This is a genomic window from Amycolatopsis sp. NPDC104775 (assembly GCF_055583325.1).
Genome location: NZ_JBVJOE010000001.1, coordinates 1,898,924 through 1,921,114, shown reverse-complemented (window position 1 = coordinate 1,921,114; position 22,191 = coordinate 1,898,924). Strand labels below are relative to the sequence as shown.

Below are 22,191 nucleotides of genomic sequence, written 5' to 3'. Positions count from 1 at the left end.
GCGGACAACGGGGTTCGCGACCACGGTTCGGCGGTCGCCGATCAGACCTGGCACGCTAGGCCGCTCGCCATGAGCGCACTGCCCGCGGCCTGCTGCCAGACTGGATTGGCGGTCGCCGCGGCCTCGGTGAGCGCGGGGGGTGCCAGCAGCACGGTGCCGAGATGTTTGGCCGTGGTCATCGTCGGGCCGGGTTGTTCTCCGGAGAACGCGACCAGTGTCAGCACGAGGAGAGCGAGGCCTGGCTGATCCCCGTGACGGAGGAGACTGCGTGGAGCCACATCAATCTGCCGTCCCTGCGGGGAAACCGTAGTCGCCGGGCTAGTTTCCCGGCGGTTTGAGCGGTAGACATTCGGCAAAACTACCCAATTGTCTCTGAGATCAGCGCCGTCGGCGGCTACTCATGATTCGTGACTCGACGTCTTGGACGAGCCGGTGGGGGAGATCGAAGACGGCGTCCGCGCCTGCTGTCCGTGCTGCTGCCGCAGCGCTGGAGTTAGCGTTTCCGGTGTAAACCAGGACTGGAATCCGATTTCCTGCGGCCCGAAGCTCCTGGATGAACCGGATGCCAGCCTCGGGGTCGCCGTCGCGCTCGAGGTCGGTCACGACGGCAGCGAAGTCCATTCCACTGAGGTAGATGCGCGCGGCCGCGCTCGAGGTCGCCACGGTGACGAGCTTCCCGAGGCGTTGCAGCGCGAGGGTCTCGTAAACATTGTTGTCCGGTCGGTCGTCGACCCAGAGGACCCGGGCCAGCGCGCTCGTCGCTCCCAGGTCGGACAGCGTGCCCGAGGAGTGTTGCGGATCTTTGCTCTTCTCGGCCTTTCGCACATCTTCCTCGGCCTGCGCCGCATTCTGCGGGGACAACGACAGGTCCATCTTGAAGATGTCGGACAGGGAGAGTTTGAGAGTGCTCGGCCGGGTGCCTTTCTGCCCCCGCCACAACAGCACTAGGACGCCGACCACTATGAGCACGCCGAGGACCAGGATGACGGTGTTCGTGTCCACTTCCGGCTACTCCAGATCGTTCGAGTTCGGTCGTATCAGGGATAACCCCAGGTCCAGCGGTATACGGGCGAGCGGATCGAGGGAGCCGACCTCGGCGAACATGTCTTCCATCATCGAGGGACCGAACCGCTGTGCGGACAACACAGTCAGGCCGGAGATGTCGAGGTCGGCGACATCGACCGGGGCCGAGGCATTCTTCCACAGATACTCGTTGGACCGAGCGAGCGCCATCGTTTCGCTGTACACCCGGCACATTGAGTAGAGAACCCTGGCGATGGCGAACGCGTCCTCAGGTCCACCGTTGAGAAGGTGGCGAGCGATTGACCAATACTTGGTGATCGGTGCACCCAAGCTGCCAACGGGGATGACGCCGGAGCGATGGGGTGAACGGCTCACGGCGATCTGGGTGATTTCTCGGGCGGTCTTTGTTCTGAGGCTGCTCGCGGTAACGATCAGATAGGCTTGCTGCTGCGGCGGGTATGCCCGAATGTCAGGGCCCCCGAAGCTTGAGCCGTGCGAACGTTCACCGGTCAGTTCGGCGAACAGCGCATACATCAGGTCGGTGACCCGACGCGGGTCTTGCCTGTCGAGGGTGTCAGTGATCGATTTCAGGTAGTACCCGTACGGCTGGCCGAGCTCTTGGAAGAGAGCGCCAGCTCGGCCGAGGAGAGCTAGCGCGCTCGGGGGATTCAGGAGAAGTCGCCATTGAGCAGCCTCGCGCAGCGCACTGGCCGCGTTCGCTCGAAGCATGAGCCTGATGTTGTTCAGGCGCTCTTGGCCCGCAGATTCGGAGCCACGTGCGATCGCGTTCGATTCTGCGAGCGCGGTCTCCGCGCAGGATTCGTGAAACGTCGCTGCGTTGCGCACTTGTTGGGCGGAAAGACCGAGCTCTCGCAGCTGCTCATCGGTCATTCAGATCAGCTCCCGGACATTGCTCAGCGCCTCGGGCTCGGTGAAGCGTGGATTCGGATGAACCCATACCCTGCGGAATGCCTTCTTCGAGCGGTTCAGTTGCCACTTCTCGCACGATTTGATCTGGTTGTCCGGAACGAGGACTTTGGCGGTCACTTCGCCTTCAGTCTGATACGCGGAGTATCGCCGGTAGGCGTTGAGATCACGTACCTCCTCGGCGACTCCTTCAACTTCCACCGCCGGTCTCGGCGCGAGCAACACCCAGCACGTGTACAGATAGGCGAAATCATGGTCGCCGTACCTGGTGCCGAACCATAAGGCGGTATCCCGTGCCAGTCGCACGTGGTTCGTGGCTGCGAAGACATCTCGCTCCACGGTGCCGCAAGTGAGCGAGATGAATGGAGTGTCCTCACTGAAAGGAGCTTCGGTGATCGGATCGATTTCGTCGAAGTGATTGATGTGCCGGTCGAGTGCAGTTGCTGTCAGCTTGTCCCTGACTTGAGGCGTACTGATCCTGCCCACTTTCCGCCACCAGTTGCAGAGGAGGCCGCTGTGGTTGTCGATCAGTTCTCTCGCCTTCTTGTCGCTCTCCAGGTGCAGCCCTTTCACACACCACTGGACGATCATCCTATGCAGGTCCTTTCGCCGTTTCTTCCGGTCAGGTTCAGGAATGCAGGTGCGGCGGCCGCCAACGGGTGTAGCGCAGCATCGACCGAGCCATCAGCGACGTCGGCATGGCCCGCATCGCCAGGTTCCGCAGCGCGATCCCCGCCGGGTTGGTCAGCTGCTGGCCCATCCGGCCGGTCTGCCGGGCGGCGCGAGCGATGGCCTGGCTGCGCGGGCGGCGTTCCGCGTCGAATCGGGTGAGCGCGGTGTCGATGTCGGCCGACGACAGCGCGTGAGCCAGTGTCACGGCGTCTTCCAGCGCCTGGCAGGCACCCTGGCCGAGATTCGGCTGCATCGCATGGGCGGCGTCGCCGAGGAAGGCAATCCGACCGGACACATAGGACGGCAGCGGGGTCACCAGTTCGTATACATCATGGTGCAGCACAGCTTTCGGGTCGGTCGCGTCGAGCAACGCGGCGATCGGTTCGTGCCAGGAGCCGAAGCGGCGGCGCATTTCGGCTATCGGGTCGGAATAGCGAGTGTCTGCCGGGATGGACAGCACTGCGTGCCATTCGGCTCGGCCGTCCGCCAGGACGATGTGGCCGAACTCGACTCCCCGGCCCCAGGTGAGATTGAAGTCCGAAGAGGACAGTGCGAACGGCTCGGCGGTGATGGCGCGCAGGACGGAAGATCCACTGTAGACAGACCCGGGATGTGCGGGGAAGAACTGCTTGCGCAGTCGGCTGTTCACCCCGTCGGCGGCGACGATCACGTCGGCTTCGTGGCGGCCGGACGCGGTGACCACGGTAGCGCCCTCGACGGCGGTGACTTCTTCCCGCACCACCGGCGAGGGCAGCAGCGCACGCAGCAACCGATGCAGTTCGTAACGCGCGATGCCGACGATCGGAGTCCCGGCGACGCGTTCGAGTTCGGTCCCGTCGAGGCGCGCCAGCCAAGTTCCGCGCGGGGTTCGGGTGCTGACTGTGCGCTGGAAGCAGCCGGCGGCGCGGAGTGCGTCGCCGGCTCCCAATGCGTCCAGGGCCTGAACGCCGTTGGCGGCCAGGGAAATCCCGGAACCGGCGTCGTCCAGTTCGCCGGGCAGCCGCTCGAAGACGGTGACCTGCCAGCCGACTCGGGACAATCCGATCGCCGCGGCCAGGCCGCCGATTCCCCCGCCGACGACTATCGCTGTTCCGGACACCAGTCCAGGATAGGGCGATTCAGGCGCTCATGAGCATGGAACGCGCGTCCAGGCCGTCAAACCACAAGCCGATCGCCAGCCCAGCGGCGGCTTCCAGCAGAGCAGCTCGGTCCAACCCACCGGCGGGCAGGGGAGTGCAGCCCACGTCTCGGACCAGCTCGGTGGCCACGGCGACCGCTTCCGGGGAGCCGCACAGCGGGACGCCGAGCGGGCGGCCTTCGAACAGTGGCGGGGTCATCCGCCAGACGTCCACGTGGGCGAGGTTGAACGCCTTCACCACCTCAGCGCCCGGTGCGTACTCGGCGATCCGCGCGGCCACGGGTTCGCCGGTCCCGCCGGGAGTGTTGGTGCAGTCGATGAGGACTTTCCCGGCCAGGTCGAGCGGGGTGAGCAGGGCTTCGAGCGCGGTGGTGGGGACGGCCAGCAGGATGGCGTCCGCTCGGGCGGCGGCGTCGGCCCAGTCCACCGCCTCAGCGCCGAGTTCGGCGGCCAGTGCGGCGGCGCGCGAAGAAGAACGGCCGGACACGGTCAGGTCGTGCCGGGTCCATTGGCCGCCGAGGGCGGATGCCATTCCGCCGGTGCCGAAGAGGGCGATACGCATGGGAAGGTCTCCTGTCGTCGCGTGGTTGTACGGAAACGACGTTAGAAACCCCGGCAGGAACCGAAAGGTAACCATGGAATTCATCGCCGACTGCCGCACCCGGCTCGCGTTCGATCTGGTGGCGAACACCTGGCATCCGGTCGTGGTGTGGGCGTTGAAGAACGGCCCGCTGCGGCACGGCGAGCTGCGCACGCGCATCGGCGGGATCAGCGCGAAGGTGCTCACCGAAGCGGTGCGCAGGCTGGAACGCGACGGGCTCGTCGAGCGCGTGGCGGGGGCATATCAGCTCACGGAGCTAGGGGTGAGTTTCTTAGGGCCGATCGAGGGATTCGGGCGCTGGGCAGCGGAGTTCGGCGACCAGGTGGTGGAGGCACAGCTCGCTCACGAGGGCAGTGGCCTGGCCCGCGCCAGCTCCAGCAGCGGTACCGCCGCCGCGGCGTCGGTGACCAGCGTCGACACCAGCCCAGAGCGCAGCACCGCGTCCACCGCCTCGGCTTTCGGCCGGCTGTAACCGATCGCGATCACCTCGGGGACCGCCATCAGTTCCTCGTGGCTGATCGCCAGCACGTGGTGCGCCAGGCCGGTGCCGAGCGAGTTGCCGTCGGCGTCGAACAGGCGCGCGGCGACCTCGGCGGTCGCTCCCCGGGCCGCGATGGCGGCGCGTTCGGCCTCGTCCAGCGCGTCGTAGACGGTGGACTCCCCGGCCTCCCACGAACCGATGCTCACCACGGCCTTGGTGAGTTTCCCGAACTGCGCGAAGGTTTCCGCGATGCCCGGCTGGTGCCGCAGGATCTCGGTGGTCCGCCGGTCGGGCAGGACGAGCGGGCCGAAAATCGGGTAGGAATCGCCGCCGGACACCGACGTCACGCGGCTGACCGTCTCCACCGAACGGCCACGCATGTCCATCCCCGCCTGCACCCCGCACAGCTGCACGATCGGGCAGCGCGGCAGGGTCCGGATCGCCTCGGTCATCGCGTTGACCGACCGCGCCCAGGCCAGCCCGATGACGTCGTCCGGGGTCGCGATCTCCTCCAGCAGCCGGGCGGCGAGCGCGCCGACCTGCTTGCGGACGATCTCCCTCGGCTCCTTCTCGGCCGCTCGTTCGAGCACGAGCACGCGGTCCAGCCGGTAGGCGCGGCGGATGTCGTCGGACAGTTCGACGTCGATCGGCGCGGGCAGGTCGAATTCGATCCGCACCAGCCCGGACTCGAGTGCCGTGTCCAGCATCCGCGCGACCTTGAACCGGCTCATGCCGAACTCGTCGGCGATCTCCAGCTTCGAGGCGCCCTGCACGTAGAACCGCCTGGCCATGGTCGCCAGCAGCAGCGTCTCGGTTAGCGGTAGTGGCCCCTTTTTCCTGCTCACATGAGCAGGATAGCGCAAAAATGAGCTTTGCTGGTTGACGGATCCGCAGGCAGGGGCCTCTAATGCCTACGCATGTTACCGACGGCATAAGTCAAAATCGCTCAAACGAGCATCTTGGAAGGTGATGACGCATGCGCGCCGCGATCGTGGACCGGCCCGGGGAGATCCGGGTCGGCGAGGTTCCCGATCCGAAGCCCGGGGAGCGCCAGGTCGTCGTGAAGGTGGGTGCCTGCGGGATCTGCGGCACGGACCTGCACATCGCCGACGGGCATTTCCCGCCGACCCCGTATCCCATCGTCCCCGGCCACGAGTTCTCCGGGGAGATCGTCGAACTCGGCGCGGACGTGCCCGCCGAATGGAAGGTCGGCGACCGGGTCGCGGTCGACCCGTCGATCTACTGCGGATACTGCACCCCGTGCCGGTCCGGGCACGGCAACCTCTGCGCGAACTGGAACGCCACCGGCGACACGGTCAACGGCGCTTTCGCCGAGTACGTCGCGGTGCCCGCGGACACCTGCTACCGGATGCCGGATGCGATGAGCTGGGAGCAGGGTGCGCTGGTCGAACCCGTTTCCTGCGCGGTGCACGGCGTGCGCCGGATCGGCGTGGAGGCGGGCGAACGCTTCCTCGTGGTCGGCGCGGGCACGATGGGCCTGATCATGCAGCAACTCCTGCTGCGCGCGGGCGCGCACGTGACGATGGTCGACCGCAACGCCGCACGCCTGCCGCGCGCGACTGACCTCGGAGCAGCCGCGGTGGCCTCCGATGTGTCCGAATTGGACGATGAACGCTTCGACGCCGCCGTGGACTGCACCGGCGCGGCACCCGCGATCGAGGCGGCTTTCAACGCCCTGCACCGCGGTGGCCGGTTGCTGGTGTTCGGTGTCGCCCCCGCCGAAGCACGCGTCGCGCTTTCGCCGTTCCGCATCTACAACGACGAAATCACCATCGTCGGCTCGATGGCCGTGCTGAACAGCTACGGCAACGCGCTCGACCTCGTCGCGAACGGCTACATCGACACCGAAGCGCTGATCACCGACACCCTGCCGCTGGAGCAGTACCCCGAGGCGCTGGCGAAGATGCGCAGCGGGTCCGGCCTCAAGATCCAGGTGCTGCCCGGAGGTGGCGGCCGTGCGTAAACTCCTGTGCCTCCTTGCCGCGACAGCGTTGTTAGTGACGGGATGCGCCGGAGCCGGGGCGCTCGGCACCGGCGGGCGGACACTGGTCGTCGCGATCGTGTCCAATCCGCAGATGAAGGACGCCATCTCGCTCAAGGGCGAGTTCGAGCAGGCCAACCCCGGGATCAAGCTCAAATTCGTCTCCCTGCCGGAAAACGAGGCCAGGGCGAAGATCACCGCGTCCACCGCCACCCAGGGCGGCGAGTTCGACGTGGTGATGATCAGCAACTACGAGGCGCCGCAATGGGCGGCCAACGGCTGGCTGGAAAACCTCGAACCGCACATGAAGGCGACGCCGGGGTACGACGAGGCCGACTTCATTCCGAGCATCCGGCAGTCGCTCTCGTACGAGAACCAGATGTACGCGGTGCCGTTCTACGGCGAATCGTCCTTTGTGGTCTATCGCAAGGACCTGTTCCAGAAGGCCGGGCTGAACATGCCCGCGCATCCGACGTGGCAGCAGATCGCCGATTTCGCCGCGAAACTTGACGACAAGCAGGCTGGCGTCGCCGGAATCTGCCTGCGCGGCAAGCCGGGCTGGGGCGAGAGCCTCGCGCCGTTCACCACGATGGCGAACACCTTTGGCGCGCAATGGTTCGACAAGGACTGGAACGCGAAGCTGACCAGCCCGGAATTCACCCAGGCGGCGAACTTCTACGTGAACCTGCTGCGTGAACACGGCGAGGTCGGCGCCTCCAGTGCCGGATTCACCGAATGCGGAACGAAATACGCGCAGGGGAACGCCGCGATGTGGTACGACGCCACGTCGATGACCGGTACCACCGAAGACCCGAAGACCAGCCACGTCGTCGGCAAGAACGGCTACGCCGCCGCGCCGGTGGAGAAGACCCAGGCGAGCGGCTGGCTTTACACCTGGGCGCTGGGCATCCCGAAGGTCGGCAAGAACAAGGACGACGCCTGGAAGTTCATGGCGTGGATGACGAACAAGGAGTACGCGAAGAAGGTCGGCGAGACTTACGGCTGGAACCGGGTTCCGCCGGGCACGCGCAAGTCGACCTATGAGATCCCGCAGTACAAGGAAGCCGCGAAGGCCTACGCCCAGCCGACGCTGGACGGCATCGCCGCGGCCAACCAGCAGAAGACGATGGTGAACCCGGTGCCGTATCCGGGCATCCAGTTCGTCGGGATCCCGGAGTTCCAGGACCTCGGCACGCGGGTGAGCCAGCAGCTGTCCGCCGCGATCGCCGGTCAGACCTCCGTCGCCGACGCGCTCGCGCAGTCGCAGAAATACGCGGAATCCGTCGGAAAGTCCTATCAGGAGGTGCAGCGATGAGCACCCTCTCCGTCCCCGCCGGAACCGCGCCGGCGACCGCGAAGCCCGCCGCGAAGAAGGCGACCGGCTCGGCCGGGAAACGCAGGCTGCCGCTGCTGCCCGCGTTGACCTTCGTGATCGCGGTGACGCAGATTCCCTTCCTGCTCACCGTGTTCTACTCGTTCCAGTCGTGGAACCTGGTGCGCCCGGGGTCGCGGCATTTCGTCGGTTTCCGCAACTACGTCGACGTCTTCACCGACACGACGTTCCTCGGCGCGCTGCTGAACACGGTGGTGCTCACCGTGGTCTGCGTGTTCCTTTCGCTGCTGCTCGGGCTCGGACTCGCGGTGCTGCTCGACCGCAAGTTCTTCGGTCGCGGATTCGTGCGCACGCTGCTGATCACTCCGTTCCTGATTCTCCCGGCGGCCGGCGCGCTGCTGTGGAAGACGACGGTGTTCGACCCGACGTACGGCCTGCTGCATTTCGTGTTCGGCACCGACACCGACTGGCTTTCGCAATTCCCGCTGGCCGCGGTGATGGCGCAGATCATCTGGCAGTGGACGCCGTTCATGACGCTGCTGATCCTCGCCGGGCTGCAGAGCCAGTCGAAGGAGGTGCTGGAGGCGGCGTCGGTGGACGGCGCGAGCCGCTGGCGCACCTTCGTGTCGATCACGCTGCCGCACCTGTCGCGATTCCTGCAGCTGGCCACGCTGCTCGGCGCGATCTACATCGTGAACAGCTTCGACGCGATTTTCCTGATGACGCAAGGCGGTCCGGGCACAGCTAGCACGAACCTGCCGTTCTACATCTACCAGCGCGCGTTCGAAGGCTTCGACATCGGACAGTCGTCCGCGATGGGTGTGGTGGTGGTCATCCTGACGATGATCGTCGCGACCTTCGCACTGCGGCTGATGTTCCGCGCGTTCTCCGTGGACGGAGGAGTCAAGTGAGCACCGCAACCGCTACCGCCTCGCCCGCCGCCACCGAAACCGCGCCGCCGCCGCGCCGCCGGACCAAACGCCGCTACGGACCGGGCACGCTGACCGTCGCGACCTGGCTCATCGCGATCTTGTTCGTTTTCCCGTTGCTGTGGATGATTCTCACCGCGTTCAAACAGGAAAACGACGCGTACACCGATCCGCCGAAGCTGTTCTTCACCCCGACGTTCGACCAGATCTCGAACGTCCTCAACAGCGGTTTCCTGCCGTATCTGGGAAATTCGGCGTTCGTCACGGTGGTTTCGACGCTGCTCGTGCTGCTGCTGGGAATCCCGGCCGCGTACGCGCTGTCGCTGGCTCCGGTCAAAGGCACGAAGAACGCGCTGGGTTTCTTCCTGTCGACCAAAATGCTGCCGATCGTCGCGGCGATCATCCCGCTGTACGTGATCTCGCAGAATACCAATCTGCTGGACACCGTGTGGGCGCTGATCATCCTGTACACCGCGATGAACCTGCCGCTGGCGATCTGGATGATGCGGTCGTTCTTCCTGGAAGTCCCCGGCGAAATGATCGAGGCGGCCCGGATCGACGGGGCGAACCTGCCGACGCTGCTGCGCAAGATCATCATGCCGGTGGTCGCGCCCGGAATCGCCGCGACCGCGCTGATCTGCGTGATCTTCTCCTGGACGGAGTTCTTCTACGCGGTCAACCTCACCGCCGCCCGGGCCGGAACGGTGCCGGTGTTCCTGGTCGGCTTCATCACCAGCGAGGGCCTGTACTGGGCTCAGCTGTCCGCCGCCGCGCTGCTGGCCTCGCTGCCGGTGATGATCGTGGGCTGGATCGCGCAGAACCACCTGGTGCGCGGGCTGTCCATGGGCGCTGTGAAGTAAGGGAGAACGCAGATGTCCGCTGAAGTGATTTACGACCAGGCGTCGCGTATCTACCCCGGCGACCCGGGCGTCCGCGCGGTCGACCAGCTGAGCCTCGAAGTGCCGGACGGAGAATTTCTCGTGCTCGTCGGCCCGTCCGGGTCGGGCAAGTCCACCGCGCTGCGGATGCTCGCCGGACTGGAAGACGTCAACGAGGGCGCGATCCGGATCGGCGACCGGGACGTGACGGACCTGCCGCCGAAGGACCGGGACATCGCGATGGTGTTCCAGTCCTACGCGCTGTACCCGCACATGACGGTCGCCGACAACATGGGTTTCGCGTTGAAATTGCGCGGATTCTCGTCGGCCGACATCAAGAAGCGGGTCGACGAGGCCGCCAAGATGCTCGATCTGACCCGCTTTCTCGACCGCAAGCCGAAGGCGTTGTCCGGCGGGCAGCGACAGCGCGTCGCGATGGGCCGGGCGATCGTGCGCGAGCCGAGTGTGTTCCTGATGGACGAACCACTGTCCAATCTGGACGCGAAATTGCGCGTGGAAACCCGGGCCAACATCGCGAAACTCCAGCAACGCCTTGGCACGACGACCATCTACGTCACGCACGACCAGGTCGAGGCCATGACGATGGGCGATCGGGTGGCCGTGCTGAAGGACGGCGTGCTGCAGCAATGCGCTTCGCCGCGGTCGCTGTACGACAAGCCGGCGAACTCGTTCGTGGCCGGATTCATCGGATCCCCGGCGATGAACCTGGCGACGCTGCCGCTGTCCGACGGCGGAGTGCGGCTGGGCGACCTGGTGGTGCCGCTGCCCGCCGAAGTCCGGACCGCGGCGGCTGGGCTTTCGGAGATCGTCTTCGGGATCCGGCCGGAGTCGCTGCGCCTGGTCGGCGAGGCGGACGAGGGTTTCGAACTGGTGGTGGAGCTGGTCGAGGAACTGGGCGCGGACGCGTACCTGCACGGCAAGGTCGGCGACGACCGGTTCGTGGTCCGGGTCGACGGACGGACGCCGCCGCGGATCGGCGACAACGTGCGGGTGGCGTTGCGCGGCGAGGGCGAGACGCACGCGTTCGATCCGAAGACGACGCTGCGGTTGGGCTGAACGGCTCGTGAGTGTTCCTGCCGGTTCTAACCGGCAGGAACACTCACGACCCCATCTCGCTCTCGCGGGGGAGCCGCTTCACTCTGGCGTCCGATCCGTTCCGGCGCGGTCCGGACGACGCTTGACGCATGACGTCGAAGCAAGCCGAGCTGAGCAAATGGCCAGGTTACGTCGCCGCGGCCTGGGGGCTGGCGTTCGCGATCCCCAGTTTCGCCTGGGCGACCGGCAGCACCTTCGGTGCGCAGTCGACGGTCTCGCCGCCGCTGGTGAAGCTCGCGCAGGACCGGGTGCCGTGGTTTGTGGCCGTCCTGGTCATCACCGGTCTGCTGAAGGTTTTCGGTGCGGTGATCGGCGTCAGCCTGACGCAGCCGCGCGGCCAGTGGCTCAGCCGGACAATGGTCTTTTGCGGTGGTGGGGCCGCGGTTTTGCTGACCTGGCACGGCGGGCTGTTCGTCGTGCAGGGCGTACTGGCCAGGACCGGGTTCGCCGCCGTCGATCCAGCGTTGTCCGGCTTGATCAATTGGTATCTCTACCTCTGGGGGCCGTGGTTCATCGCTGGCGGTCTCGCGTTCGCCGGGACTGTCGCGCACTATGTCCGGCACCGCGAGGACCGGCGCACGCTGACTCGGTACGGAGTGGTCGGTGCGCTCGGTGCCTTGGCACTGTCGGTGGCCGCGGTCGCGGTGGGCATTGGGTGAGTCAGCGGAGGGCTCCGGCGAGGACGGTGCTCGTCATCTGGCGGACGGCTTCCTCACTGGGCGGTTCGCCGGTGCGGTCGGCGAAGAGCAGATGACCGGCCCCGATGAGTGTTGGGGCGAGGGTCTGCACGTCGGCGTCCGGGACGAGCCGACCGAGATCTCGTTCTGCGGCAAGGTAATTCGCGAGCACGTTCGCCGCGTCGGTCGCCAACGGAATTCCCGCGCCCGGCCGGGCTGCCCGGAGCCGGTGGCGGAGTTCGTCGCGGAAGGTGATCAGGGCGACGATCGACACCGCGACCGAGGAGAAGACCTCGGTGAGCACCTCGGCCACCGTCTCGACTACGTCACCGGTTCCGGCCACCAGCTCATCTCCGCGAGCTTCGAGCCGGTGGATCCGGTCGAGCACCAGCGCGGCGAGGAACGCGTCGAAATCCTCGAAATGCCGGTGCAACACGCCCTTCGCGCAATCCGCTTCGGTGGTGACGGCACGGCTGGTCAGACCACTTGGGCCGTCGCGCAGCAAAACCCGTTCCGCGGCGTCGAAAAGCTGGGCGCGGACGTCGCGGAGATGGATCCCGGTGGGCAACTTGAGGGTCCTTCCTAGCCATAGTGGGCGCTTGCCCACTATGGTGGGCACATGCCCACTTTACCCCGTCCCGAACCGCACCAGCACCGGACGATGGCGGAGTCGTTCGGTGTCGATCCCGAACGCTACGACCGGGCTCGCCCGCGTTACCCGGACGAACTGGTGACCGCAGTCCTCGCAGCGAGCCCGGGGAAGGAATTTCTCGACGTCGGCTGCGGAACCGGCATCGAGGGGCGGCAATTCCGCGACCGCGGCGCCGTGGTGCTCGGCGTGGAGCCGGACGCGCGGATGGCGGAGTTCGCGCGCCGGGATTTCCCGGTCGAGGTCGCGAAATTCGAGGATTGGGACCCGGCCGGGCGAACGTTCGACGCGCTGGTGTCCGGGCAAGCGTGGCATTGGGTCGACCCGGCCGCGGGAGCCGCGAAGGCCGCGCGAGTGCTCCGCCCCGGCGGCCGGTTCGTCGCGTTCTGGCACGTGTTCATGCCGCCGGAGGAAATTTCGCACGCACTGGCGGACGCGTTGCGGCGGGCGATGCCGGACTCGCCGTTCAGCGGGAACTACCTGAAAAGCCCCAGCGCCGACGCGTATCAGCCGATGCTCGACCGGGCCGCGGACGGCTTGGCCGGAACCGGTGCGTTCGCCGAAACGGAGTACTGGCACTACGAATGGACGCAAGACTACAGCCGCGACGAATGGCTGGACCTGCTCGCTACGCAGGGCGGCGTCACCGTCGCGACGCCGGAGCAGCGCGACCAGATCTTGGCTGAGGTCGGCACCGCGATCGATGCGCGCGGCGGCCACCTGACGACGAAGTACTCGACCGCCGCGGTGACCGCCGTCCGCTCGTCGGTCACTCCTTCAGCGAAAGCGCTTGGCTAGGGCAGATGTTCACGGCCTCGCGCGCCTTCTCGACCAGCTCGCCGCTCGGAGTGTCGTTGAGGACGATGACCGTGCCGTCGTCCTCGCTCTGGTCGAACAGCGCGGGCTCGGTGAGCACGCACTGGCCCGCGCCGACGCACTTGCCGGTGTCCGCGATGATCTTCATGATGGCCTCTTCCTGGCTTGTGGTGGGAGCACTCTGATCTCTACCAGGTCACCGGCAACTGGTACAGGCCAAAGATCGTGGCGTCCTTCTTCACGGGCAACTGGTCTGCCGGGAGCGTGCACGTGAGCGTCGGGACGCGGCGGAAGAGCGTGTCGAACACGATCTGCAGTTCCATCCGCGCCAGGTTCTGCCCGAGGCACTGGTGCGGCCCGAAACCGAACGCGACGTGGTGGCGCGCGCCGCGTTCGAGATCGAGTTTTTCTGGGCTTTCGAACGCGTCTGGGTCCCAGTTCGCGGCGTAGCCCAGCACGAGCACGCCCTCGCCCTCCTTGATCGTGACGCCGCCGATCTCCACGTCCTCGGTCGCGACCCGCGCGGTCGCGCCCTCGACGATCGTGAAGTAGCGCAGCAGTTCCTCGACCGCGAGAAGCGTCTTGCCCGGATCGGCCTCGATCGTCGCGCGCTGCCCGGGGTTTTCCAGCAGCCCGATGGTGCCGAGCGAGATCATGTTCGCAGTGGTCTCGTGCCCGGCGACCAGCAGCAGGAACGCCAGCCCGATCATCGCGTCGTGATCGTAAGTGCCTTCCTCGCGGCGCTTGACGATCTGCCTGCCGAGCAGGTCGTCGGTCGGGTCCTTCTCCTTCGCCGCGACCAGCCCGCCGAGGTAGTCGCGCAGTTCCTCGGACGCCTTCTTGCGGTCCTCGACGCTGGTGCTGCGCCGGATGAGCGCCATCGTGCGTTCTTGGAAGTAGTCGTGGTCGGCGTACGGGACACCGAGCAGTTCGCAGATCACCAGCGACGGCACCGGCAGCGACAGCTTTTCCACCAGGTCCGCCGGTTTCGGCCCGGCGAGCAGGTCGTCGATCAGGCCGTCGGCGATCTCCTGGATCCGCGGCCGCATCGCCTCGACCCGCTTGACGGTGAACTCGCCGAGCACCTCCCGGCGAGCCTCGCCGTGCTCGGGCGCGTCCATCCCGATCATGGCTTTCTGCTTCGCGTTGGTGAGGATCGCCGCCCCGCCCTCGGCAAGGAACGGGAAGTTGGGCAGGAACCGGTCGGACGAAAACCGCCGGTCGCCGAGGATCTGCCGGGCTTCCGCGTGCCGCGCGGCGACCCAGGCCTGTTTTCCGCCAGGGATCTGCACCCGGGTGAGCGCGGCGTCCTCGCGCATCCGGACGTACTGCTCCGGCTGCGAGAACGGGCAGGTGCGGGCGACCGGCATGCGAAGTTCTTCGGTGGCAGTCATCGTTTCCCCTTCACCAGGTCACCGGGAGGCAGTACAGCCCGAAGACGCCGGAGTCGTGTTTGAACGGCAACTGATCGACCGGCGCGGCGAGACGCAGCGTCGGGATGCGGCGGAAGAGCGTGTCGAAGACGATCTGCAGTTCCATCCGCGCGAGGTTCTGGCCGAGGCACTGGTGCGCGCCGAAGCCGAACGCCACGTGGTGCCTGCCGCCGCGGGTGATGTCGAATCGTTCGGGCTCGGGAAAGACGTCGGAGTCGAAGTTGGCCGCGTAGCTCAGGCCGAGCACGCCTTCTCCGGCCTTGATGGTGACGCCCGCGATGTCCACGTCTTCGAGCGCGACGCGGGTGGTGGCGAACTCCGCGATGGTGAAGTAGCGCAGCAATTCCTCGACGGCGTCGAGGGTTTTGCCCGGATCCTCCTTGATCGCGGCCAGCGCGTCCGGGTTCTCCAGCAGCGCGACGGTGCCGAGCGAAATCATGTTCGCGGTGGTTTCGTGCCCGGCGATGAGCAGCAGGAAGGCCAGCGACACAAGGTCGTCGTGGTCATAGCTGCCCTCCTCGCGCTTCTTCGCGATCTGGCGGCTGAGCAGATCGTCCGCCGGTTCGGCTTCCTTCTTCGAAACCAGGTCGGACAGATAATTCTGCATCGCTTCGACCGACTTGCCGCGTTCCTCGAATCCGGTTTCCCGGTTGAGGAGCCGCGAGCTGTGCGTCTGGAAGAAGTCGTGGTCGGAGTACGGGACGCCGAGCTGTTCGCAGATCACCAGCGACGGCACCGGAAGCGAGAGCGCGGACACCAGGTCGGCGGGCTTGTCGCCGGCCAGCATCGCGTCGAGGTGCTGGTCCACGATCTCCTGGATGCGCGGCTGCAGCGCCTTCATGCGCTTGACGGTGAACTCGCCGACGACGCTGCGCCGGGCCGGGCCGTGCTCCGGCGCGTCCATCGCGATCAGCGACGGACGCAGCCTCGGTCGGCGCTGCTGACCGTCCTTGAACAGGACCGGGAAGCCGGGGTGGAAGCGGTTCGAGCTGAACCGCGGGTCGTTCAGCATCGCCCGCAGGTCCTCGTGCCGGTTGAGCACCCAGGCCCGCTGGCCGGTGTGCTCGAGTTCGACGTAGTGCGCGCGAGCGTCGCGGAACTGGTCGTACTCCGGCGGCGGCGCGAACGGGCACGTGCGCTTCATCGGGAAAGCGGCCTGCTTCGGCTGGGTGCGGCTGGGCTGGGCGACTTCGGTCATCTGAACCCCCTGTGGTGGGTTTGCCCCATTACGGAATGCATGTGGAGGATTACATTCCGGTTCACTGCCCAAGGTACCGAAGTGGAGGATGGCCGTCCACTAGCAACGGGGTGACAATCGCTGTCCGGCCGCGATCGCCGGCACGTTTGCGCAGTTAGCCCGGCATGCGAGAATGCGCGCCAACCGGGAAGAAAGAAGGCCGGGCATGAGTGCAGACCCCGAGACGCCGCTGCGGGCGGACGCGCAACGCAACCGCGACCAGATCATCGCCGCGGCTCGCGCGATCTTCGCCAGCCATGGTCCCGAGGTCCCGATGGAGGAGATCGCGCGCGCGGCGGGCGTCGGCGTCGGCACGCTCTACCGGCGTTTCCCGGACCGCGACGCGCTCATCCGAGCGGTGGCTGTGGACAACTTCGCGGGCGTGCTGGACCACGCGAGGCGGCTGTCCGTGGAAGCGCCGACGGCGTGGGAAGCGTTGGTGCAGCTGCTCTACCACGGCGCGGAACTGCAGCTGTCGATGCAGCTGGCGATGCTGTCGCAGCGGGCGCACGAAATTCTCAAGGACGACCCCGAGGTGGCGCACCTGCGCGAAGCGGTGCTGCTCGAGGTCGAAACGCTGGTCGACCGGGCGCAGGCCGAGGGGACGCTGCGCACGGACGTGGGCGCGGGAGACGTCGCGGTGCTGTTCGCCCGCCTCATCCGCCAGCTGCCCGCGCACCGGTTGAAATCGCCGGAGATGGCGACGGCCCGCAACATCGCCATCATGATCGACGGCCTGCGCGCCGGCCCGGCGACGACGCTGCCGGGGCGGCCGATCGGCAAGGAAGACTTGCTCTGACCGCTTTTTCAGACGCGGCGGGCCGTCTGGGGTTGCTCCGCCGGGAGTGATCTCACAACGGGCCATCGTGTTCCGGGCGGAGACGTCTTATCTCGTGAAAGCCGGTAACCGCCGGGAAGCACGAGAGGAGACGAACATGAAGAACATCCGCCGAATCGCCGTTGCTGTCGCTGTTGCCGGGGGCGCGTCCGCGCTCTTCGCCGGGACAGCCGGTGCGACGACCGCGAGTGCGGACTCGTCGGCGTTGCAGTGCACGGCGAATCAGTTCAGCACCAAGCTCGTCTACGGCGGGGCGGGCGCGGGCCAGCGCCACGCGGCAGTGCAGTTCACCGCGAACCAGGGCGAGCGGTGCCTGCTGCCCGGCCGGGCGGCCGTCGACCTGGTCGGCGCGCACGACGTCCTGGTCAACAACGAGGCTCCGGCCGACGCGCCGCCGGTGCTGATCGCGAACGGTTCGTCGGCGTACGTGCCGCTGCACTGGACCGCGATCGGCGCGGAGGACGAGCAGCAGACGCCGAACGCGCTGACCGTGACCGCGCCGACGGACACCAACCCGCGCGGGGACTACATCAACCCGAACGTCACGATGGACTGGGTCTTTGGTGCGGTGGACGCCTTCCAGGACAGCCACTCCATCGACGTCGGCCAGCTGACCGCGGGCGAAGCGCCTGCGGCGTAAGGGGTCAGCCGTCCCGGGTGAGCGCTTCGAGCACCCGCAGCAGCACCGCCCGGGCGGCGTCGCCCTCGGCCGCGACTGTCCACAGTAGATCCGCGACCTCGTGGTACGGGTCGACGTCGCTCGCGATGTGCTCGCCCTCCGGGGTTTCGACCATCGCGACGTCGTCGACCACCCAGAAGTCCGCGGTGACCGGGTAGGGCAGGACGACGTCCTCGGGGATGATCCCGAAGCGGATGTTGGGGGTGCCGAGCAGTGCGAGCAGCTTGTGCACCTGGGCGATCATCACTTCCCGCGGCGCGTTCGGGTAGCGCAGCGCGGCCTCGGAGGTGAGCAGTTCGATCGTCCGGCCGGGTTCGTAGAGGATCTGCTGGCGCTGCATCCGCGCCCGGACCGCCTCGGTGATGTCCTGCGCACCGCCGTGGATCCGGGCGTGGGCTAGCAGCGTATGCCGGGCGTACTCCGGAGTTTGCAGTAATCCGGAGACAATTCGCAGATCTACTGCACGAATTCGTAGCGCTCTGGCCTCTCGGGCAATGGATTCCTCTTGTCTGGCCCGGTGTCCCTCGCGGACTTTGTCTTTCCAGCTGGCGTGCGCGTCGCGGACCTCGACGAGCTGTTCCCGCAGTTGCGCGGCCAGATCCGGAGGCCCGCCGACAGCGGCGACCCAGGCGTCGAGGTCGTCGTCGCCGACGGTCTGCCTGCCGTTCTCGATCTTGCTGACCTTGGGCGCGTTCCAGCCGATGGCCTTGGCGAAATCCTTTCCAGTCTCGTATCCCGCGTCGACCCGGAGCCGGCGCAGGCGGTCGCCAAGCTCTGCCCGGCGTTTCTCGAAACTGGTAGGCACTCGCCCTCGCTATCGCATGCGGAATTCCTCGAACCCGATGGCATCTTCCCACACCTGGGGTCGAGTTTCGAGAAATCCTGCGCGGCTAGTGCGTCTGAATCGCCGAGATGCCCTTGCCTCGCCTGCGCCGTCCGTGGTGCTCAGGCTTCCTGCGGGAAGAACTTGAGCAGGCCGGCGGGGATTTCGACGGCCGTCTCGGTGTCCGGCATGCCGCGTTCGTGCAGTTGCCGCAACGCCTGCTCGTCGGTGACCCGGTAACCCTGGACGACGTACGTGCCGCGGTTGGTGCGATAAGCGTTGGGGCAGTTGCCGCCCGCGCTGGTGGTGCCGAGGAACTCGAGGGCGAGCGCTTCTTCGGGCTGAGCGGGATGCGGGATCATGCGGAGTCCTCCTGACGTGCTGGCGGCGTCTGTACCGGACACGGGGCGTCGAAATTTCCCCAATGGCACATGTTGGCAGAGAATTTCGCGAAAGGATAGAGTTGTGGCGCGAAATGTTGGTGTCCGGTGGGGGGCTCGCTCAGGCGAGTTCGGCGAGCGTCAGCGCCAGCGCGTCGACGAGATGGGAGCGGGTGCCCGAGTACACGTTGATCTGCGGCCCGCCGGTGTCGTCGGGGCTGACGAAGGTGAGCACGCGTCCGCGGCCGGTGAGGTCGATCGCGGACAGCGGAGTGCTGTGCGTCCGGCTGCCATCCTGCCCGCGGACGGCGACGTGCATCAGGTGCACCGCGTCGCGCCGGGCCCGCATCAGATGCCGCACTGCGTCCGCGCTGGCCGACCATTCGGCGAGCGGATCGGCGGCGGCGCTGTCGTAATAGTCCTTGGGCACCTTGAGCGGCCGCAGCTTCGCCGGATCGCAGCAAGGCAGCAGATCGACCAGACTGCCGCTGATGTCGCGCGGCGAAACGGGTTCAAGCTGCACGGACCGGTTGTCCGTCACGAGCCGCACGGCTTCCCGCCCGGCCGCCGCCACGAGAATCGCCCCGTTGTCCCCGCGGCGGGCCCCGAAATCGCTCCAGGAATACACCTCGCGCCGCGCCTCGGCGAGAAGTTCGAGAGTGTCGCGCAACCGCGGGCTGGGCGCGCCGCTCGCCGCGAGCCCGACCCGCGCCAGCAGCCCGTACGACTGGATCCGGAGCTTCTCGGCGAACTCGTCGGTCATGAACACCGGCGCGTGCTCGACCACAACGGGCGGATCGCCGAGTTTCTCGTGCCCCCACACGGCGAGAAACGCCAACCGCGGCATCCGGACGGGTCTCTCGAGAATCGGCATCGCGGCGGCCTTTCAGCCGCCGATGGTCGGCGGCGTCGGCGGCAAACCGGTGCGGGGGTCGACGGTGCGTTCGCCGTCGTCGTCGGTGAGGGAGAAGGCGGAGTCGCTGTCGAGGCCGTATTTGCGTTGGTGTTCTTGGGATTTCTCGTCTTTGCCGCGGGTAGGGGCCATCCCGCCTACGCCGGGGGCGCCTCGGGAGCCGGGGCTGCCTGGAGCGTTGCGGACCGGGGTGGTGGGGCGGCTTCCTTCGCCTGTGCCGGTGCCTGGCTGGGAGGTGCGGCCGCGCGCTTCTTGGCCTGCGCCGGTGCCTGGCTGGGGTGTACGGCCGCGCGCTTCTTCGCTGGTTCCTCCACCGGTGCCCGGCCAGGGAAAGCCGCCGGTTCGGCCGAGGACTTCGGATTTCCCGCCGGTGCGGCCGATTTCCCCGCTCGAGTTTCCGCCCGGGGGCGGAGGCCATCCGGTGCCTCTGACGACGTAGTGCTGCCGCTCCCGGATCCGCCGGAGTAGGGCGCGGTGGTGGGCGGGGCCTTGGTCTTTGCCGGGTCCGGCGTCCATCCGGCGGTTGTCGTCTGATCAGCGGTTCTCGGCGGTGCCATGCTCGGCCCGGGGCTTTCGCCGTGCCCTTGCGTTGGCGGTGCGGACGGTCCGCTCACCGGTGGCGCGGGAGCGTCCGGCGGATGCCAAGCGCTTCGGGGTTTCGGGAAATGCGGTGCCTCGTCCGGTCCTTGGCGTGCCTTCATTTGGGCACCGGCGGTGTCGCTCCGGCCGCCGAAATCGTCGAGCCTGCCGTAGTCGGTTTGCAGTTGCTGGCTGCCTGTACGGGAGTGCTGGACGTACGCCTGGTAGCGGTCGATGTTCTGCTGTGCCACCGCGTTGTAGTGGTTGATCTCCTTCTCCGCGTCGGTTTCCCACGGGGAAATACGATCGAGAAAGGTCAAGTGCGGAGGCTGGTCCGGCATCGGCTGCAGAGAGGTTTTCATAGCGTCGAAGCCGTGCGCGACGTCGGATAAGTTGGCCCCGTTGGTGGTGTAAATAGCTGCGGACACGGACGCGATCTCCGCCAGTGCCCGAATCCGGGTCTGCGCGGCATCCGCGGCCCGGCCGGTCCAGGCGGACTCCAGCCCGGTGCTCATGCGGGAAACCAGGTCGCTGGCCTCGTGGTGCTGGTTGCCGAGCCGGACTGCTTGGTCCGCGCCCTGGTGCCAAACGGAGGTCCCCGGCCCTTCGAGCACCTTCCGGGCCAGTTCGGGTGCGGGCACGGCCTCAGTGCCGGTGTTGCCGTGGAGAGCCGCGGAATAGAACTTGCCGAGATCGTCGATACGCTCGCCGACCCAGTGGCCGACGTCCTCGGCAATCTCCAAGAAACCCATCACGAACCCGCTCGCTGCCGAAGGTTCATGACGACCATGTCGGCAACCTTCGCCGTCAGCTCGCACGGATCGGCTCTGCCTGCTTTGCCGCGGCCGAGGTTCAGCGCCGCATCGACGGTGTAGTCGTCCGCGATACCCACGCTGACATCGCAAGAATCATCGATGCCGATACCTGGGTAGATCGTCCAAGCGACCGCGGGCAGCCCGTGGATCGGCGGGAGTTCCCGCCACTTGGTCGTCTTGGGTTTGGTGTTCTGATAGACCGAACTGAGGCCCCGACGCGTCCGGATGTCGTAGAAAATGTTCAATCCGGCACCGGAGTCGAGGTTTCCCCATCGGCAGGATGGTCCGGTGGCGGAGATGTCTTCGGGTTTGGGCGGGGTCGTGGTGCCCAGGATTTCCTTGATCTGCTCCTGAGTCAGCGCGTCTTGGCAAGGGTTGCCGGACAAGACCGAGGGCGGCAGGGGCTCGCCGACCTTTGGTGCTCCCGCGTAGGGCAGCGAGGCCGCGGCTGGCGATGGCATCGTGGATGCGGGCGGCGTGGATGCGGGCGATGTGGGGGCGTTGCCGCCTGAGCAGCCCGCGGTGATGCCGATGGCTGCTAGCAGCGGCACCAGCGACCGCCGGTTCATCCGGCGAGCCCAGTCGTCGGTGCCTCGGTGCCCGCGGCTTTTACGTCTCCGGCTGCGGTTTCGTCTGAACTTTCCGTAATTCCGAGTGCTTGCTGCAGTTTCCGGACAAGCTCGTCTGCATACACGTACATCCGGGTGACGTTCACCAGTCCGGCGTCGAACGCGCCGTCGCCGGATCCGGTGCCGGTCAGCCGCCGGTTGTATTCGGTGCTTGCCGGCTCGTTCGCGGGCGGAGTCAGCTTGGTCAAGTACCTGGCGACGTTGCGCATGTCGCCGAACCGGTTACGGGCCTCTTCGGCCAGGGTGAGCATGCTCCTGGCGTCGTCGCGGCTCATCGTGAAGCCCGGCCCGGGTGGAGTTCCGGTGCCGTCTTTGATGGTGAAAGTGAAGTCTGGCAACCAGTTCTTACCTGCGTCAGCGGCAGGCTGGTCCATGTCCTCGCCCTCCCCACGGCACGGCGGACATTTCGCGCGACGATCGGTTCGGTGCCTCACGGCGGTATTCACCGTAACTGACGAAGCACGGTAAGTCGCGGGGGTGGCGCACATTTGAAGGAAATCGCTAGAGACTGCAAGAAATTGCGCGAATTTGGCCGTTTGACAAGGAAGTATCTGCGGGAAACTCGGGCTGGTAAATGGAGTAATCGACTTACTGAACGCAGAGCAATTCACGGTGGTCCTTTC

Annotated in this window: 27 protein-coding genes and 1 pseudogene; 10 read left to right on the top strand and 18 right to left on the bottom strand. The window is 66.8% G+C overall.

Going from position 1 to position 22,191, the window contains the following annotated elements; genetic code table 11:
• Positions 1-41: 41 nt before the first annotated feature.
• From ACZ63D_RS08610 to ACZ63D_RS08585, 6 genes are all read right to left on the bottom strand, one after another.
• Positions 42-224, bottom strand: coding sequence for a hypothetical protein (locus ACZ63D_RS08610; RefSeq protein ID WP_465353621.1), 183 nt, complete (start codon positions 222-224; stop codon positions 42-44).
• Between the two features lie 154 nt (positions 225-378).
• Positions 379-1,002, bottom strand: coding sequence for a response regulator (locus ACZ63D_RS08605; protein ID WP_465353620.1), 624 nt, complete (start codon positions 1,000-1,002; stop codon positions 379-381).
• A gap of 6 nt (positions 1,003-1,008) precedes the next feature.
• Positions 1,009-1,914 carry a hypothetical protein gene (locus ACZ63D_RS08600; protein WP_465353619.1) on the bottom strand — a complete coding sequence of 302 codons (906 nt, stop codon included), beginning with the start codon at positions 1,912-1,914 and terminating at the stop codon, positions 1,009-1,011.
• Positions 1,915-2,541, bottom strand: a complete 627-nt coding sequence (locus ACZ63D_RS08595) for a hypothetical protein (RefSeq protein WP_465353618.1) — start codon at positions 2,539-2,541, stop codon at positions 1,915-1,917.
• A gap of 37 nt (positions 2,542-2,578) precedes the next feature.
• Positions 2,579-3,721, bottom strand: a complete 1,143-nt coding sequence (locus ACZ63D_RS08590; protein WP_465353617.1) for an FAD-dependent monooxygenase — start codon at positions 3,719-3,721, stop codon at positions 2,579-2,581.
• Positions 3,722-3,740: 19 nt separating this feature from the next.
• Entirely contained in the window at positions 3,741-4,322 is a 582-nt protein-coding gene (locus ACZ63D_RS08585) for an NADPH-dependent F420 reductase (protein WP_465353616.1), read from the bottom strand.
• Between the two features lie 73 nt (positions 4,323-4,395).
• On the opposite strand from ACZ63D_RS08585, the pseudogene ACZ63D_RS08580 reads away from it, so the two are divergent.
• A pseudogene (locus ACZ63D_RS08580) lies at positions 4,396-4,698 on the top strand (winged helix-turn-helix transcriptional regulator); the annotation flags it as partial.
• Between the two features lie 5 nt (positions 4,699-4,703).
• Here the strand turns inward: ACZ63D_RS08580 and ACZ63D_RS08575 are convergent.
• Positions 4,704-5,633 (bottom strand): sugar-binding transcriptional regulator, encoded by a 930-nt coding sequence (locus tag ACZ63D_RS08575; protein ID WP_465353732.1) that lies wholly within the window; start codon positions 5,631-5,633, stop codon positions 4,704-4,706.
• Positions 5,634-5,818: 185 nt separating this feature from the next.
• On the opposite strand from ACZ63D_RS08575, the gene ACZ63D_RS08570 reads away from it, so the two are divergent.
• From ACZ63D_RS08570 to ACZ63D_RS08545, 6 genes are all read left to right on the top strand, one after another.
• On the top strand, positions 5,819-6,826 hold the full coding sequence (locus ACZ63D_RS08570) for a zinc-dependent alcohol dehydrogenase family protein (protein WP_465353615.1): 1,008 nt from the start codon (positions 5,819-5,821) through the stop codon (positions 6,824-6,826).
• Positions 6,819-8,159, top strand: coding sequence for an ABC transporter substrate-binding protein (locus tag ACZ63D_RS08565; RefSeq protein ID WP_465353614.1), 1,341 nt, complete (start codon positions 6,819-6,821; stop codon positions 8,157-8,159). Before ACZ63D_RS08570 ends, ACZ63D_RS08565 begins: the two co-directional genes overlap by 8 nt.
• Positions 8,156-9,088: a carbohydrate ABC transporter permease gene (locus ACZ63D_RS08560; protein ID WP_465353613.1), complete on the top strand. Its 933-nt coding sequence runs from the start codon at positions 8,156-8,158 to the stop codon at positions 9,086-9,088. Before ACZ63D_RS08565 ends, ACZ63D_RS08560 begins: the two co-directional genes overlap by 4 nt.
• An 89-nt stretch (positions 9,089-9,177) precedes the next feature.
• A complete protein-coding gene (locus tag ACZ63D_RS08555; protein ID WP_465353731.1) occupies positions 9,178-9,966 on the top strand; it encodes a carbohydrate ABC transporter permease in 789 nt (262 codons plus the stop codon).
• Positions 9,967-9,978: 12 nt separating this feature from the next.
• On the top strand, positions 9,979-11,061 hold the full coding sequence (locus tag ACZ63D_RS08550) for an ABC transporter ATP-binding protein (protein WP_465353612.1): 1,083 nt from the start codon (positions 9,979-9,981) through the stop codon (positions 11,059-11,061).
• A 128-nt stretch (positions 11,062-11,189) separates the two neighbouring features.
• Positions 11,190-11,759 carry a DUF3995 domain-containing protein gene (locus ACZ63D_RS08545; RefSeq protein ID WP_465353611.1) on the top strand — a complete coding sequence of 190 codons (570 nt, stop codon included), beginning with the start codon at positions 11,190-11,192 and terminating at the stop codon, positions 11,757-11,759.
• 1 nt (position 11,760) lies between these two features.
• Here the strand turns inward: ACZ63D_RS08545 and ACZ63D_RS08540 are convergent, their stop codons facing one another.
• Positions 11,761-12,345, bottom strand: coding sequence for a TetR family transcriptional regulator (locus ACZ63D_RS08540; RefSeq protein ID WP_465353610.1), 585 nt, complete (start codon positions 12,343-12,345; stop codon positions 11,761-11,763).
• Between the two features lie 51 nt (positions 12,346-12,396).
• Between ACZ63D_RS08540 and ACZ63D_RS08535 the strand changes: the two genes are divergently transcribed.
• Positions 12,397-13,224 (top strand): class I SAM-dependent methyltransferase, encoded by an 828-nt coding sequence (locus ACZ63D_RS08535; protein ID WP_465353609.1) that lies wholly within the window; start codon positions 12,397-12,399, stop codon positions 13,222-13,224.
• Here the strand turns inward: ACZ63D_RS08535 and ACZ63D_RS08530 are convergent.
• The 3 genes from ACZ63D_RS08530 to ACZ63D_RS08520 are packed head-to-tail and all read right to left on the bottom strand — an operon-like array spanning position 13,196 to position 15,873.
• Positions 13,196-13,390 carry a ferredoxin gene (locus tag ACZ63D_RS08530; RefSeq protein ID WP_465353608.1) on the bottom strand — a complete coding sequence of 65 codons (195 nt, stop codon included), beginning with the start codon at positions 13,388-13,390 and terminating at the stop codon, positions 13,196-13,198. The genes ACZ63D_RS08535 and ACZ63D_RS08530 overlap by 29 nt on opposite strands.
• 40 nt (positions 13,391-13,430) lie before the next feature.
• On the bottom strand, positions 13,431-14,636 hold the full coding sequence (locus tag ACZ63D_RS08525; RefSeq protein ID WP_465353607.1) for a cytochrome P450: 1,206 nt from the start codon (positions 14,634-14,636) through the stop codon (positions 13,431-13,433).
• A gap of 10 nt (positions 14,637-14,646) precedes the next feature.
• Positions 14,647-15,873 carry a cytochrome P450 gene (locus ACZ63D_RS08520; RefSeq protein ID WP_465353606.1) on the bottom strand — a complete coding sequence of 409 codons (1,227 nt, stop codon included), beginning with the start codon at positions 15,871-15,873 and terminating at the stop codon, positions 14,647-14,649.
• Positions 15,874-16,078: 205 nt separating this feature from the next.
• Here ACZ63D_RS08520 and ACZ63D_RS08515 point away from each other — a divergent pair, with 205 nt between their 5' ends.
• Together ACZ63D_RS08515 and ACZ63D_RS08510 are read left to right on the top strand one after the other, a co-directional pair.
• The gene (locus tag ACZ63D_RS08515; protein ID WP_465353605.1) at positions 16,079-16,711 is read left to right on the top strand and encodes a TetR/AcrR family transcriptional regulator; all 633 of its coding nucleotides are present in this window, start codon (positions 16,079-16,081) and stop codon (positions 16,709-16,711) included.
• 136 nt (positions 16,712-16,847) lie between these two features.
• On the top strand, positions 16,848-17,390 hold the full coding sequence (locus tag ACZ63D_RS08510) for a DUF4232 domain-containing protein (RefSeq protein WP_465353604.1): 543 nt from the start codon (positions 16,848-16,850) through the stop codon (positions 17,388-17,390).
• Between the two features lie 4 nt (positions 17,391-17,394).
• On the opposite strand, the gene ACZ63D_RS08505 is transcribed toward ACZ63D_RS08510, so the two are convergent.
• The 7 genes from ACZ63D_RS08505 to ACZ63D_RS08475 form a co-directional block, all read right to left on the bottom strand.
• Positions 17,395-18,234, bottom strand: a complete 840-nt coding sequence (locus ACZ63D_RS08505; RefSeq protein WP_465353603.1) for a helix-turn-helix domain-containing protein — start codon at positions 18,232-18,234, stop codon at positions 17,395-17,397.
• A gap of 140 nt (positions 18,235-18,374) precedes the next feature.
• Positions 18,375-18,614, bottom strand: coding sequence for a hypothetical protein (locus tag ACZ63D_RS08500; RefSeq protein ID WP_465353602.1), 240 nt, complete (start codon positions 18,612-18,614; stop codon positions 18,375-18,377).
• 139 nt (positions 18,615-18,753) lie between these two features.
• The gene (locus ACZ63D_RS08495) at positions 18,754-19,506 is read right to left on the bottom strand and encodes an ESX secretion-associated protein EspG (protein WP_465353601.1); all 753 of its coding nucleotides are present in this window, start codon (positions 19,504-19,506) and stop codon (positions 18,754-18,756) included.
• 12 nt (positions 19,507-19,518) lie between these two features.
• On the bottom strand, positions 19,519-19,677 hold the full coding sequence (locus ACZ63D_RS08490) for a hypothetical protein (RefSeq protein ID WP_465353600.1): 159 nt from the start codon (positions 19,675-19,677) through the stop codon (positions 19,519-19,521).
• Between the two features lie 5 nt (positions 19,678-19,682).
• Positions 19,683-20,876 (bottom strand): hypothetical protein, encoded by a 1,194-nt coding sequence (locus ACZ63D_RS08485; protein ID WP_465353599.1) that lies wholly within the window; start codon positions 20,874-20,876, stop codon positions 19,683-19,685.
• A complete protein-coding gene (locus tag ACZ63D_RS08480; protein WP_465353598.1) occupies positions 20,876-21,508 on the bottom strand; it encodes a DUF3558 domain-containing protein in 633 nt (210 codons plus the stop codon). Before ACZ63D_RS08480 ends, ACZ63D_RS08485 begins: the two co-directional genes overlap by 1 nt.
• Positions 21,505-21,942 carry a hypothetical protein gene (locus ACZ63D_RS08475; RefSeq protein WP_465353597.1) on the bottom strand — a complete coding sequence of 146 codons (438 nt, stop codon included), beginning with the start codon at positions 21,940-21,942 and terminating at the stop codon, positions 21,505-21,507. Before ACZ63D_RS08475 ends, ACZ63D_RS08480 begins: the two co-directional genes overlap by 4 nt.
• Positions 21,943-22,191 lie beyond the last annotated feature (249 nt).